Annotated in this window: 16 protein-coding genes and 1 other annotated feature; of the genes, 2 read left to right on the top strand and 14 right to left on the bottom strand. The window is 42.2% G+C overall.

The genetic code is table 11. The features are described from left to right. Positions 1-13: 13 nt before the first annotated feature. A complete protein-coding gene (locus tag WMO43_RS00150; protein ID WP_177962820.1) occupies positions 14-688 on the bottom strand; it encodes a response regulator transcription factor in 675 nt (224 codons plus the stop codon). An 82-nt stretch (positions 689-770) separates the two neighbouring features. Next, positions 771-1,385, bottom strand: a complete 615-nt coding sequence (locus tag WMO43_RS00145) for a hypothetical protein (RefSeq protein ID WP_353529274.1) — start codon at positions 1,383-1,385, stop codon at positions 771-773. Between the two features lie 133 nt (positions 1,386-1,518). Between WMO43_RS00145 and WMO43_RS00140 the strand changes: the two genes are divergently transcribed. Beyond that, entirely contained in the window at positions 1,519-2,109 is a 591-nt protein-coding gene (locus WMO43_RS00140) for a hypothetical protein (RefSeq protein ID WP_177962822.1), read from the top strand. Between the two features lie 124 nt (positions 2,110-2,233). Here WMO43_RS00140 and WMO43_RS00135 read toward each other — a convergent pair whose 3' ends face one another. The 10 genes from WMO43_RS00135 to WMO43_RS00090 form a co-directional block, all read right to left on the bottom strand. Beyond that, positions 2,234-2,629, bottom strand: a complete 396-nt coding sequence (locus WMO43_RS00135) for a hypothetical protein (protein WP_177962823.1) — start codon at positions 2,627-2,629, stop codon at positions 2,234-2,236. Positions 2,630-2,722: 93 nt separating this feature from the next. After that, on the bottom strand, positions 2,723-4,720 hold the full coding sequence (locus WMO43_RS00130) for a 2-isopropylmalate synthase (RefSeq protein WP_353529273.1): 1,998 nt from the start codon (positions 4,718-4,720) through the stop codon (positions 2,723-2,725). 172 nt (positions 4,721-4,892) lie between these two features. After that, positions 4,893-5,177: a binding site (T-box leader), on the bottom strand. A gap of 65 nt (positions 5,178-5,242) precedes the next feature. Next, the gene (locus tag WMO43_RS00125) at positions 5,243-5,521 is read right to left on the bottom strand and encodes a DUF2325 domain-containing protein (RefSeq protein ID WP_177962825.1); all 279 of its coding nucleotides are present in this window, start codon (positions 5,519-5,521) and stop codon (positions 5,243-5,245) included. 14 nt (positions 5,522-5,535) lie between these two features. Further along, positions 5,536-5,967, bottom strand: a complete 432-nt coding sequence (locus WMO43_RS00120) for a flavodoxin (RefSeq protein WP_177962826.1) — start codon at positions 5,965-5,967, stop codon at positions 5,536-5,538. After that, on the bottom strand, positions 5,964-6,545 hold the full coding sequence (locus WMO43_RS00115; RefSeq protein ID WP_353529272.1) for a DUF3793 family protein: 582 nt from the start codon (positions 6,543-6,545) through the stop codon (positions 5,964-5,966). The genes WMO43_RS00120 and WMO43_RS00115 overlap by 4 nt, the downstream gene beginning before the upstream one ends. Positions 6,546-6,741: 196 nt before the next feature. Further along, entirely contained in the window at positions 6,742-7,197 is a 456-nt protein-coding gene (locus tag WMO43_RS00110; protein WP_353529271.1) for a transcriptional repressor, read from the bottom strand. Next, positions 7,190-7,333 carry a FeoB-associated Cys-rich membrane protein gene (locus WMO43_RS00105; protein WP_177963191.1) on the bottom strand — a complete coding sequence of 48 codons (144 nt, stop codon included), beginning with the start codon at positions 7,331-7,333 and terminating at the stop codon, positions 7,190-7,192. Before WMO43_RS00105 ends, WMO43_RS00110 begins: the two co-directional genes overlap by 8 nt. Positions 7,334-7,380: 47 nt before the next feature. After that, positions 7,381-9,534 (bottom strand): ferrous iron transport protein B, encoded by a 2,154-nt coding sequence (feoB, locus tag WMO43_RS00100; protein ID WP_353529270.1) that lies wholly within the window; start codon positions 9,532-9,534, stop codon positions 7,381-7,383. Positions 9,535-9,642: 108 nt separating this feature from the next. Continuing rightward, complete coding sequence (locus tag WMO43_RS00095) at positions 9,643-9,867, bottom strand: FeoA family protein (protein WP_353529269.1); 225 nt, start codon at positions 9,865-9,867, stop codon at positions 9,643-9,645. Between the two features lie 15 nt (positions 9,868-9,882). After that, positions 9,883-10,092, bottom strand: a complete 210-nt coding sequence (locus WMO43_RS00090) for a FeoA family protein (protein ID WP_177963188.1) — start codon at positions 10,090-10,092, stop codon at positions 9,883-9,885. Positions 10,093-10,276: 184 nt separating this feature from the next. On the opposite strand from WMO43_RS00090, the gene WMO43_RS00085 reads away from it, so the two are divergent. Continuing rightward, positions 10,277-10,636, top strand: a complete 360-nt coding sequence (locus WMO43_RS00085) for a metal-dependent transcriptional regulator (protein ID WP_177963187.1) — start codon at positions 10,277-10,279, stop codon at positions 10,634-10,636. Positions 10,637-10,653: 17 nt separating this feature from the next. On the opposite strand, the gene WMO43_RS00080 is transcribed toward WMO43_RS00085, so the two are convergent. Further along, a complete protein-coding gene (locus tag WMO43_RS00080) occupies positions 10,654-11,997 on the bottom strand; it encodes an MATE family efflux transporter (protein WP_353529268.1) in 1,344 nt (447 codons plus the stop codon). 46 nt (positions 11,998-12,043) lie between these two features. After that, a complete protein-coding gene (locus WMO43_RS00075; protein ID WP_353529267.1) occupies positions 12,044-12,973 on the bottom strand; it encodes an alpha/beta hydrolase family protein in 930 nt (309 codons plus the stop codon). Positions 12,974-13,466: the final 493 nt, after the last annotated feature.

Here is a 13,466-nt window from a genome sequence, read left to right as displayed (position 1 = left end):
ACCGCTTCCGCCTTTATACTTCGAGCTTGTATCCCATACCCCAGACGGTCTTGATATATTCGCCCTTGTCGCCTAACTTGCTTCTCAGTTTTTTTACATGGGTATCGATCGTTCTTGCATCTCCAAAATAGTCATAGTTCCATACGTTATTCAAAATCTTTTCTCTCGATAGCGCTATTCCTGCATTTTCCACAAAATAGGTCAGCAGTTCAAATTCCTTATAGCTTAATTCGATCGGTTTTCCGTCCACAGTGACCTGATGTGCCGCCTTGTCCACAACGATCCCTTCAAATTCGATTGTATCGTTTGCACTGTATTTATTTGCCCTGCGAAGAATGGCTTCCACTCTTGCAACTAATATTTTCGGGCTGAATGGTTTTGAAATATACTCGTCCACACCCAACTCAAATCCGAGCAGTTCATCATTCTCTGCGCCTTTTGCCGTTAACATGATGATCGGCACCTTGGAATTCTCACGGATTTCCCTGCACACATCCCAGCCATTGATCTTTGGCATCATTACATCTAAAATGACCAGTGCTATATTTTTTTCATTATAAAATACATCCAGCGCTTCTTCGCCATCGCCGGCTTCTAATACTTCAAAATCCTTTTTTACCAAAAAATCCCTGACCAGTTTTCTCATGCGGCTCTCATCGTCCACAACCAGTATTTTTAAGCGTTCCATGATCCTGCCTCCTGATATTCTAAGTAGTATATTTATTATAAAAAAGAATTATGTTAAAAATGTGAAACAGCCGCTGATCGTACTATTTTTCCTCTAATGCCTGTTCCTGCTCTTTGACTGCCTGCTCTCTCTCTTCTAATTCCTGCTCCCAGGAAGAATACTTATCGATCAGTTTATTCTCATAGTTTAAAATATTGACATTGTCGGATGTTGCCGCTAACAGCATCATAGACACAACGGAGATCAAAAGGATCAGTGAAGTGACCATAAAGAACTGACAGCGTCCCTTATAATTCTTGCCCTCTTTTTTTTGTTCTTTCTTATTTTTTGCCTTTTCTTTTTCTCTTTGCCGCTCTTTCCGCTGTTCTTCTTTTTTCTGCTCTTTCTTCTGCTTTTTCTCTTCTTCCTCTGTCTGCGGATACCGGATGGGAATTGCTAAAACCTCTTCATTTGAAATTGCCGGGATCATCAGCAGATAATCTCTGAGTTCCTTTAAAAAGCAATAACCGACCGGTGTTTCAAATAAATCCTGTTCGATCAGATTCTGATATATGGAAAAGACTGCGTTCGGATTCTCCATATCGAGTTTTTGACGCAGATATTTCGTTCCTTCTATCTCACGCTGTGCAAGCTCTGCCTCTTTTTTTGTCCGAAATACAAATCCGCCTGCTTCATAGGTTTCCTGTAATTGTTCCATCGTTCTCTCCTTTGTGCAAAACCTCTTGCTTTCAGTATAAAAAAATGCGTTCCGAAATGCAATATGCAAATTCTATCTTTTAAAAAGGTACGGTTTCCTTTATAATGTTTTTTATGTACGAAGGAGGTTTCTTATGTTTGATGAATTTGTAGATAATACAGAACGATATGAAGAATTTATTGAGGAATTATTAGAGGCTAACCGCGAGGGCAGATTTGATGATGTATTCAACCGTGCCTATGGCATGGGCACTTTTTCCATTGATGAGCTGATCGACATCTATGCCAGGGTGGATAATGACTGCGTCACAAATTACCGCTCAAAAAATGAATCCGAAGAAGCTGTGGAGTTAGAGGCTTTGCGCCTTGCGATCCTGCAATCCTTATCGGAGGCAAATACCTCTGCCATTGCATTTGAATTAGCTGCCTGCTTTTTTGACCATTTTTCAAAAGAAGCGGAAGGCATGGATATGAGTGATGAGATTGACAAATGCTTAACAAAGATTTTTAAATGTATTGCTTCTACCGGTTCGTGGTCGGAATTCTTTGCCGGAACAGAACCTGTGTTCCACATCTACTATTCCCGTTTTTCTGACCGCATTGGTTTTGACTGCTCAAGACTTGCCGGGATCACCTGCAATATGGAACGTGGAAAAGAGATCATGAAAAATGAGAACTGTCATCCGAGTTTCCGGGAGGCATTAGAATCCAGAAAGGATTTCTGATCTTCCATGCAAGGATCTAAATAACAAAAATCCCCATAAAACAGTTTGATCTTATTTCTCTGTTTTATGAGGATTTTTCTTTTATATTTTTTGATGTTTTTCTTTGATACTTATTTCTGTTTCTCTATTTGTATTTGTTATAGAGGTCTTTCATCTGCCGGATCTCGCTCTCGGTAAACTTCTCTTTGACGTACTGTTTCAGACCTTCTTTGTCCTGATCTTTTGCATATTTGCTGACATCTGAAATGGTCTGTGGCGATACCTTGCTCTCTATCATATCATTGACCGTCTGCTTATCCTCTTCGCTCATGGAATTATAAATATCCTGTGCATTTTGCAACTGGCCTGTGGAGTCATTCTGCACCTGTTCTTCTATCATCTTTTCGGCAACGGCTGACGTTACTTTTTCCTTTGCCTTGTCATAGACAAACGTTTTGCCTGCCCAGATTGCTGCTACTAAGATGACTAATACAACGATGAGTACGATAAGACCTTTTTTCTTCTTTCTTTTTCCTGCCATGATTTCACTCCTCCTCTGTTCGGATTTTTACCGTTCCTAATTTAACACATTTTTTTCGGTTTTTCCATGAAATCACAAAATCTTTAAAAAGGTTTAAGAAACACGGTTTTGGTTGCGGTACTGCACCGGTGTCATCTGAAAATTCTTTTTAAACTGGCGGCTGAAATTCTCCACATTCTGATAACCGACTGCATGGGAGATATTCTCTACAGTCATGTTTCCGTTTTTCAAAAGTGTCTTTGCACGTTTCATGCGGATCGCTATCACCTGTTCTCCAAAAGTTTTTCCTGATTTTTCTTTAATATATTTGGAAATATACGGTGTTGACAGGTGGAACTGCTGTGCCATTCCCTCTAAGGTAACGGTCTGGTAGTTCGTCTGCATATAATTCATCATTGCTACCAGGCGCTCATCTAAGCATTTTTCATCGGACTGTATCTGTGGCAGTTTGTTGACTGCAACGGTCAGTGCATGGATAGATGCTTTGATGATATCTTCGTCCATTCCTGCGCCCCAGTAGGATTTTCCATTACAGGTGATCCCTACATAGGCAACTGCCTTTGAGGAGGAACCATGGGAAAGTGCATGTTCTTCGTATACGGAAAGTTCATAGCTGATCCCAAAATACTGCTTGATGGCATTGCTGACTGCATCTAAACGTCCGTTTCCGTTTGCATCTACCACTGCACTCTTGTCTCCGCAGTTGATCGTTGCCTCTGCCATGATCCCGTCTACCTGTGCAAAGCTGCACTCGGAAATACAGAAATATGGTGTGTGGTTTACATAATGATCTTCAAAGATATCATATACCCACTGTGGTGAAAGTTCTTTGTGCTCTTCATCTGAAACATGTTTAACTGCGTAGCCGACTTCCTCACGCATTTTTTCAGGCAGTGAGATTCCAAAGTTCTGTTTTAAGATGTAGTTGACTCCGCCCTTTCCGGACTGGCTGTTGATACGGATCACATCTGCATCATAAGTACGTCCGACATCCATCGGGTCGATCGGCAGATATGGAACGGTCCATTTGTTATGTTCTTTATCTTTTAAGCAAGCCATTCCTTTGGCGATCGCATCCTGATGGGAACCGGAAAATGCAGTAAATACCAGATCTCCGGCATACGGCTGACGCGGGTCTACATGCATTCTGGTCAATCTTTCATAGGTCTCACGGATCTTTGTCATGTTGCTGAAATCCAGTCCCGGATCGACTCCGTGTGAAAACATGTTCATGGCAAGTGTGATGATATCTACGTTTCCGGTACGCTCACCGTTTCCAAACAGGGTTCCCTCAATACGCTCGGCTCCTGCAAGAATTCCAAGCTCTGCATCACTGACTCCGCAGCCGCGGTCGTTGTGCGGATGCAGACAGAGGATCACTCCGTCACGATATTTCAGATGTTTGTTGATGTATTCTACCTGTGTGGCAAAGACATGCGGCATTGCATTTTCTACCGTGGTCGGTATGTTGATGATCGCTTTATTTGCTGCATCCGGTTTCCAGACATCTAACACGGCATTGCAGACATCCACTGCATAGTCCACTTCTGTTCCCGGAAAACTCTCCGGACTGTACTGGAAGGAAAAATTACCCTCGGTCTCATCGGCAAGTGTCTTTAAGAGTTTTGCTCCGTCAACTGCGATCTGTAAGATTTCTTCTTTGCTCTTTTTAAATACCTGCTCACGCTGTGCTACGGAAGTGGAGTTGTACAGATGTATTACGGCATGCGGTGCACCTTTGACTGCCTCGAAGGTCTTACGGATGATATGCTCTCTTGCCTGTGTCAACACCTGAACGGTCACATCGTCCGGTATCATATTGCGGTCGATCAGCGCCCGCATAAAATCATATTCGGTCTCGGACGCTGCCGGGAATCCGACTTCGATCTCTTTGAAACCGATCTTTACTAACATCTCGAAAAATTCCAGTTTTTCTTCTAAGCTCATTGGCTCGATCAATGCCTGGTTTCCGTCTCTTAAATCGACGGAACACCAGATCGGTGCTTTATCGATGTAATCTTTTTTGACCCAGTCATATTCGCAGACCGGTGGCATAAAGTATTGTCTTTCATATTTTTGTACATGTTCCATGATGATATCCTCCTGATCTTTATAAGAAAGAATCCTGCTTGCAGGATTCTCCGCCTGCGGCGGGTCGCATCTGCGACACAATTCCTTTCCGCCGCAGTGCGATTCTGCCCGAAGGGCTTTTGCTTTATGGGAATTTCCTATAAAGCAAAAAATCCGTCCCGACACCTCGCGGTGTAGAGACGGAAGATTATTCTTTCGCGTTACCACTCTACTTCGTACTGTGACCAGTACGCTCTCTTTGACACTATCATGCCGTTCCCTTTTAACGGTGGGCTTCCGGCGAAACCTACTGTCTGTTAAGCCGTAACAAAATCTGTTCTTCGTTACCGAGGCTTTACCGACCTGTTCAGTCCGCAGCTTCAAGGCGAGTTCACCGTCCGCATTTTGCTGTCTCGCATCTCCCGACAGCTTTCTGGAAAAATGATGGGCAGTTACTATTCCTCTTCACAGCTTTTGCCATGTACCCATCCTACCATAAAAATACGTTTTTGAGAATGATTAAATTTAATCACTTGTATTGACTTATTTTAATTTTTCAAGAATATCGTTTAACGCACTTTTACTGCTCGTATGACAGCGGATCACATCTGCATTTGCTTTTTCTGCTTCGGTCACTGCAGATTTTACCATCTGATGTGATACGGTATTTGTAAAAATGATGATGGCATCCGGACTTCCGATCTGGTTTCCGAGATTGCCTGCTTTTTTTGTAAACACCTTTGCTTTGCAGCGATGCGCTTTGCAGACCTGCTTATACTGCTGTACCATACGGTCATGGCCTCCGACAATTACTACGCTCATTAAAAATCATCTCCTTATAAAGATGCCAACTGTTTTCCAAGACTTCTGCAATCTTCTAATGCATCATCATCCGGTGTTTCATGGCAGATAAGTCCTTCTCTGTTTAATACGTTTGCGCCTGCATCTAACATTCTGGATTCCCATTCACGCATCCATTCACCATCGCCCCAGCCGTAAGAACCGAACAGTGCAATATTTTTTCCTTTTGCAAATTTTTCTACTTCTTCTACGAAAGGCTCCATCTCGCCTTCTTCTAATACTTCTGCTCCCATTGCCGGGCATCCGAGTGCAAAAGATGTCTCTCCCTCTAAATCAGATGCAGAGATATCTGAAATGGAAACAACCGCACATTCTTTTCCTGCTGCTTTGATTCCTTCTCCTACTGCCTCTGCCATTGCCTCTGTGTTACCTGTTCCTGACCAGTATGCTACTGTAATCTTGCTCATTTTAAAATCCTCCTTATTTCTATTCCCTGTGATACCATTGTGATCACATGTTCCTTAGCTTTGTTGTACTCTTCAAAAAGAGCTTTGGTCTCCATGAGGTTTCCATATACTTTCCAGTATCCCGCATAGAGATAATTTTTACCCTGGTTTTCAATAAATCCCAGAACATCTTCTGTCGGATATCCTAACAGCACGCCCATCTCATGTGGGAACATACCGTTTCCTTCCGCATATTTTTCATATCTGTGAATCAGCTCTCTTCGTATTTCAACAGGTGTCATTCCCCGGTATCCGAAAAGTTCCATGACCTCTTTCGTCGTTGCTGACTCAAGATAAATATCCAGTTCTTCCCTGCGGTAGAGTAAAAACATTGTCTTCTGTTCTGACATGTAGATCATTTCCACACTGATACAGGTATCTTTGAACAGTTCATAGACATCTAACACATTCCGGTTTGGTACGATCAGAAGATTTGACATTTTAATTCCCATTAAAAGCGGTGCACACTGGAGTGCAAGCTGTGTCTGCAAATCTTCGCGGTCCATTTCTCCAACCAACTGAAATACTTCTTTGCTCATTCCGTCTCCCTTCTTAGTTAGTTATTTCTAACTTAAGTACATATTATCTAACTTTCGTAAAAAAATCAAGTCCTTTAATGGGGAGTTTTTCTCAATAAAAGTATAAACCAAAAATTATTTTCTAATACCAAAAAGGCTGCCGTATCTGTGATTACCACAGATACGGCAGCCTTTTTCTTTATTTGGTTCTTTTTTACTAGGAGAATTCCCCTGCACATTCACACTGTCTGACGGTTACAGCCCGGATATTCTGTGTGTCCATGTAGCCACACGCTTTTAATCCTTCGCGTACCACAGTGTTCCATTTTTTTGCAGAAAGATGATAAATCGTATCATCGTCTAACTCTACCGTGCAGGCATCCTCTATTTCACATTCCCTTGCACAGGCAATCTGATACATGCTGTTTCTGGTAATGGCTCCGATCTCCTCTAAGGTATTTACCATCCGGTAGACCGTTGCCGTTCCGATTTTTGCATCTGCCTTCACTGCTTTATAATAAATCTCTTTGCAGCTCTGGCATTCTTCTTCTAAGATGATGTCTATCAACATCAGGCGCTGTTTTGTAATTCGGCATCCTTTTTCCCGCAAAGTCTCAACAATATGCTCTTTCTGCATCTTAGTCCTGCGGTAATTTCTAACCTCTTTATTCATGTGAACAATGTCCTCCGCAGTGTTCGCAGTCACATCCGCACTGTAAGGATTTTCCTGCCTTTTTGTCTTTTACCATACTTCTGATAACTAATCCTACAACTGTTGCTAATGCAAGCCCTACTATCACTGTTCCCATATCATGCGCCTCCTGTTACACGTTCTGTGATGAATTGTTGTCTGTTACTATTTTGCTCCTGCCATTCCTTTCATGTGAACCTCTAAGGTCTCACTCTCTTTGTATGGTCTGAACAGCAGATAAATGAATCCGATGATGAATAAGAATGCAACAACAGTTCCTACTCCGAATGCTCCGGTTGTAACTAATGTACCGATCTGGTATACACAAAGTGATACGACATATGCTAAGAGTGTCTGATATCCGATTGCAAACCAGAACCATTTTGTATTGTTCATCTCACGTTTGATCGCTCCCATAGCTGCGAAGCAAGGTGCGCATAAGAGGTTGAATACCAAGAAGGAGTATGCTGCTACTGCTGTCATGGTTGTTGCCAGTGTTCCCCAGATCTCTGCTCCGTCTTCTGCAACTTCTGCAAATCCAAAGAGTACACCGAAGGTTGCTACTACGTTCTCTTTTGCGATCAGTCCTGTTACTGCTGCGACTGCCATTTTCCAGTTACCCCAGCCAAGTGGTGCAAAGATTGGTGCGATCACGCCACCGATTGCTGCTAAGATACTGTCGTCTAACTGCTCTGCTTCTAACATTGTGAAGCTGCCGTCTACCCAGCCGAATCCCTGTAAGAACCAGAGTATGATGGTAGAAAGTAAAATGATTGTTCCTGCTTTTTTAATGAAGGACCATCCACGCTCCCACATGCTGCGGAGTACATTTCCAACAGTTGGCATATGGTATGCCGGAAGCTCCATTACGAATGGTGCAGGCTCTCCTGCGAACATTTTTGTTTTCTTTAAAATAATACCTGAGCAAATGATTGCTGCGATTCCTACGAAGTATGCACTCCAGGAAACCCATCCTGCATTATCGAAGAATGCTCCTGCGATCAATGCAATGATCGGAAGTTTTGCGCCACAAGGAACGAAGGTTGTGGTCATAACGGTCATCTTACGGTCTCTGTCGTTCTCGATGGTACGGGAAGCCATAACACCAGGAACTCCACATCCGCTACCGATCAGCATCGGGATAAAGGATTTACCGGAAAGTCCGAATTTACGGAAAATTCTGTCCATGATAAATGCAACTCTCGCCATGTATCCACAGGACTCTAAGAATGCAAGGAAAATGAACAGTACTAACATCTGTGGAACGAATCCAAGAACTGCTCCAACTCCGCCGACTACTCCGTCTGCGATCAGGCTTGTAAGCCAGTCTGCACAGTGAATACTCTCTAATGCGCTTGTAACACCCGGAACGATCCACTCACCAAAGAGTGTATCATTGGTCCAGTCGGTAAGAAGTGCTCCGACTGTTGTAACGGATACATAGTATACAACAAACATAACTGCTGCAAAGATCGGTAATGCTGCCCATCTGTTTGTTACAATTCTGTCAATCTTATCCGATACGGACAGTTCTGATTTTTTATTCTTTGTACAGCAATCTCCAATAATGGAAGAAATGTATACATAACGCTCATTTGTGATAATACTCTCGGTATCATCATCTAAGCTGTCCTCTAACTGTTTGATGATGTCAGAAACATCCGGAACTACTTTCATCTGCTCCTGGATCTTGTCATCTTTCTCTAATAATTTGATGGCAAAGAAACGTTTCTGCTCCTGTGGAACACCGCTGTCAAGTCTGTTCTCTACATCTTCAACTGCTTTTTCCACTACAGCGTCAAACTCGTGTACTCTTGCATTTGCTGTCTTTTTCTGAGCTAATGCGACTGCTTTTTCTGCTGCCTTTGAAATTCCCGTGCCTTTTAATGCAGAGATCTCAACGACTTCACAACCGAGTTTTTCACTTAACTTATTGATATGTATCTTATCACCGTTTTTCTCTACGACATCCATCATGTTGACTGCCATAATGACCGGAATACCAAGTTCCATCAACTGTGTGCTAAGATACAAGTTTCTTTCGATATTTGTACCGTCTACGATGTTTAAGATCACATCCGGTCTCTCATTGATCAGGTAATTTCTTGCCACTACTTCTTCTAATGTATATGGTGACAAAGAGTAGATACCCGGAAGGTCCATGATAACAACATCCTTATGACCTTTTAATTTTCCTTCTTTTTTCTCTACGGTTACACCCGGCCAGTTTCCAACGAACTGGTTAGAACCTGTCAATGCGTTGAACAATGTTGTTTTTCCGCTGTTCGGGTTACCCGCTAACGCAATTTTTACTGCCATTCTCTAAAACTCCTTTTCCTATTTTATCTCATTGCGATTGGTTATGCCTGATTTCTGTTGGTTTTAACTATTATTTGTTAGTTTTTACTAACCTATGGGCAAAAAAATTTAGCTCTCAACTTCGATCATTTCTGCGTCTGCTTTTCGCAAAGATAATTCGTAACCTCTTACGGTAACTTCCACCGGATCACCTAATGGTGCTACCTTACGGACATATACGTCCACACCTTTTGTGATTCCCATATCCATGATACGTCTTTTTACCGGACCTTCTCCGGCAAGTTTTTTGACTTTGACCGTTTTTCCACACGGTACATCCCTTAAAGTTGCCATGTTCACTCCTCTTTCTTACACTAAGATTTTATTTGCCATATCCTTTCCGATTGCGACTCTGGAATCTTTTACATTCACAATCATGTTGCCACCAATCTCAGATACGACCGTAACCATTCCTCCGGTTACGAAACCAAGATTCTCAAGGAATCTTCTTGTTTCCTCTTTTCCACCAATTTTTTTGATTACATTTGGTTCGCCTGTCGGCACCATCGTTAATGGCATACTCATCATCCTCTTTTCCTTTTCTGTAAGACTAATTGATAATGATTTTCATTTATTTTGATGTTAGTATATGCTAACTATCATTAGTTGTCAAGAACTTTATTGATAACTTTTTCTCAAAAAGTAAGTTTGATTAACTACCTTAAGGTATGCTATAATATATCAAATGAGGAGGGTTTTGCACATGACAATGAACGAATCAGCAGAAAACTATTTAGAAACGATCTTAGTTCTCAGCCATTCCCTTCCGGTTGTCCGGTCTGTAGATATCGCCAATGAGATGGGATTTAAGAAATCAAGCGTCAGCGTTGCAATGAAGAACCTGCGCGAAAACGGATATATTCTTGTATCGGATTCCGGTTTTATCACTTTGACAGACAGTGGAATGGAAATTGCAGAAATGATCTATGAACGTCACACTCTGCTCTCTACCTGGTTAGAGACGCTTGGCGTGGATAAAGAAATCGCTGCACAGGATGCATGCAAGATGGAACATGTCATCAGTAAAGAAAGTTTTGACGCAATTAAACGCCACATCGGTTAGGATGTGGCGTTCTTTTTTCACTTCTTCATTTTTCTTAAAAATACCAGATAACATATTGTAAAAAAGATGATCCCGTAAACGGATGCCAATGGAACGGCATAACCGATCGTTGTTAAGGTCGCACCTTTTTGTATACTGAACAGATAAGAAAGCGGGACACGCACTAAAAAGGATGCGCTGATCCCCTGTACCATAACCGGGATTGTCTTTCCATGTCCGTTAAAATACCCGATATAACTGAATACCAGACAGGTCAGGATCGCTTCCGGGGCAAATCCCTTCAGGTACTCTGCCGATCTTGCTATGAATGCCTGATTTCCTGTAAAGAGTGCGGATGGAATATCGCCTCTGAAAAAACTGAGTGCCGATACAAAGATTCCGATCGTGACTCCTAACAACATTCCGGTACGCATTGCTTTTCTTGCCCGGTCCTCTTTTCCTGCTCCGACATTCTGTGCCACAAAAGCTGACATGGACTGCATCAGTGAGGATGGGATCAGCATGATAAACGATACTACCTTCTGTGCAATTCCATAGCCGGAAGATGCCTCTAATCCCATTCCGTTGATGATCGCACACAGGATCAAAAATGAGATGTTTGTCAAAAATTCCTGTAATGCGATTGGGAATCCCACTTTTAAAAAGTTGCGGATCTCGGAAGTAAAGCAGATATCCTTTTTGGAAAAATGAAACGGAAACTGCTGTTTTTTTATAATTGCCAGGGACATGACCACACTGACAAGCTGCGCTAAGATCGTCGCTAATGCCGCACCTGCCACATTCATTTTAAAAACGGCTACAAAGACTAAATCCCCTACAATATTGACCACACATGCGATCGCCACAAAGATCAACGGCAGTCTGGAATTTCCAAGTCCACGAAAAATTCCGCTGATCACATTATATGCTACTACGAATAAGATACCCGCTCCGCAGATCCTGATATAAGTAACGGTCAGATCATACGCTTCTTTTGGGGCATTCAGCCAGGAGGCAAACTGCGGGGCAAATGCCAGCAGTAATACCATCAGTACCGCAGCCATAATGGCAAAAAATACGATCGCACCACCGATGACTTTTCCGATCCGTTCATTTCTGTTCTCTCCTAAATAACGTCCGATCAAAACCGTCACACCCATCGTCAGCTCGGAAATTACGAATGTCACCAGATTAATGACATTACTTCCTGTCGATACTGCCGAGATCCCGGCATCTGTTCCAAACTGTCCGACTACTAAAAGGTCCACCGCTCCATACATTGCCTGCAATACCAATGCTCCTAAGATCGGTATCATAAAACGTATCAGCTTATTCGCAATACTTCCCTGCGTAAAGTCGCCTGCTAATGCTTTTTCTTCCATTGTAACTTACTACTCCTTTTGTATCTTTCTACAATCCTGCTTTTTTCTATTGAAAATATTTTTTGCAGTATTCCAAGGATAAATCCATAAATGTCTGCATTTTGTCCAAATCTCCATATAACAGATGATTTGAATGTGGGAACTCGACATAATCATACGATACCCCATTCTTTTCCAATGCATCGATCAGGTATTCTTTCTGATCTGCCGGAACACAGTGGTCTTTCAGCCCGTACCCGATCAGTGTCGGTACGGAATCCTCACCGACCAAACATGTCGGTGATATTTTTTTTATTTCCTGCCGGTATTCCTGCGCACTCAGTTCCTTTCCGGTCATCATCCGGTAAAATTCTTCTTCTGATCCTAAATTGTCCGATTTCATCAGACTGCCCCAGTCCTCTGCCACAAAATAAGTCGGTGCTGCCAACTCAAATACAAATCTGACCGGTATGGCAGAATTGCCACCATAAGCCAGATTCATCGCCAGTGTTCCGCCCGCAGACACTCCACTGGCTGCCATGCCGGTGACCCGGTATCCCAATTCTTCTGTCTCTTTTTTAATGGCTTTTACTGCATTTTCGATTTCTTCATTCATCAGAAATAAAGATGCCTCTTTTCCCTGGTTCTGCAGCGTATAATCTACACTTGCCGTAAGATATCCCTTTGACGCATAATATCTGCACCAGATATCTCCATCACCTTTAGCACCGGAATTAAAACTTCCACCGTGGATATATAAGATCAGATACTGTTCTTTTTCTTTGTCCAGATTTGCCGGAACATACAGATTGTAGGTATTTCCGTTTTCATTCTCATAATCTAAATCCACATAAACCGTTCCGACACTGTCATCCCACTCTGTTTCCATCAGCTTCATAGGAGCAAATTCTAACCGATGGATATTGATTTTAAAACTGATAAAAAAGACGACACAGAATGTCAGAACAAACAGCAGATATTTTAATATTTTTTTCATACAACCCGGTTCAATACCAGCCTGCCACAGAGTGCTCCTAACACGATGGCAGCTACAATAATGATGCCTAAGATCAGAAAATCTCTCTTTTTCATACATTTTCTCCGTTCATTGCCTCTTATCTTTCTTAGTATAACATAAGATTTTGTTTTTTTATTGACAAATTTGCGACCACCGCCTATAATATCCCTCGTAAAAAATAATTGCATAAGACAGTTCGTGACCATCCTGTCTCTAAACAAAACTAGGGATTCGATAGAAAATCCTCTGATTTTCTATTTTTTGTGACTGGCGCATCCATATATGCAAAAGCCACAAACTATTTTGTTCTGTATGGCACGCTTTGCGTGCCTTTTTGCTCTATAGGATCAGGGTGTCAAAAGGCGGCTCACAACTTAGTGGCTGGCAACTTGCACAAAACCGGGACTGCTTTTGTGACTTTGGGAGAAAATTAGTAAATCTTAGTCTGCCTGTTCATAGATAGTGTTTTGCT

This window comes from Maccoyibacter intestinihominis, assembly GCF_040096355.1.
GTDB classification, from domain to species: Bacteria; Bacillota; Clostridia; order Lachnospirales; family Lachnospiraceae; genus Maccoyibacter; species Maccoyibacter intestinihominis.
The sequence above is the reverse complement of the archived record's forward strand: the minus strand, read 5'-3'. Positions and strand labels throughout refer to the sequence as shown.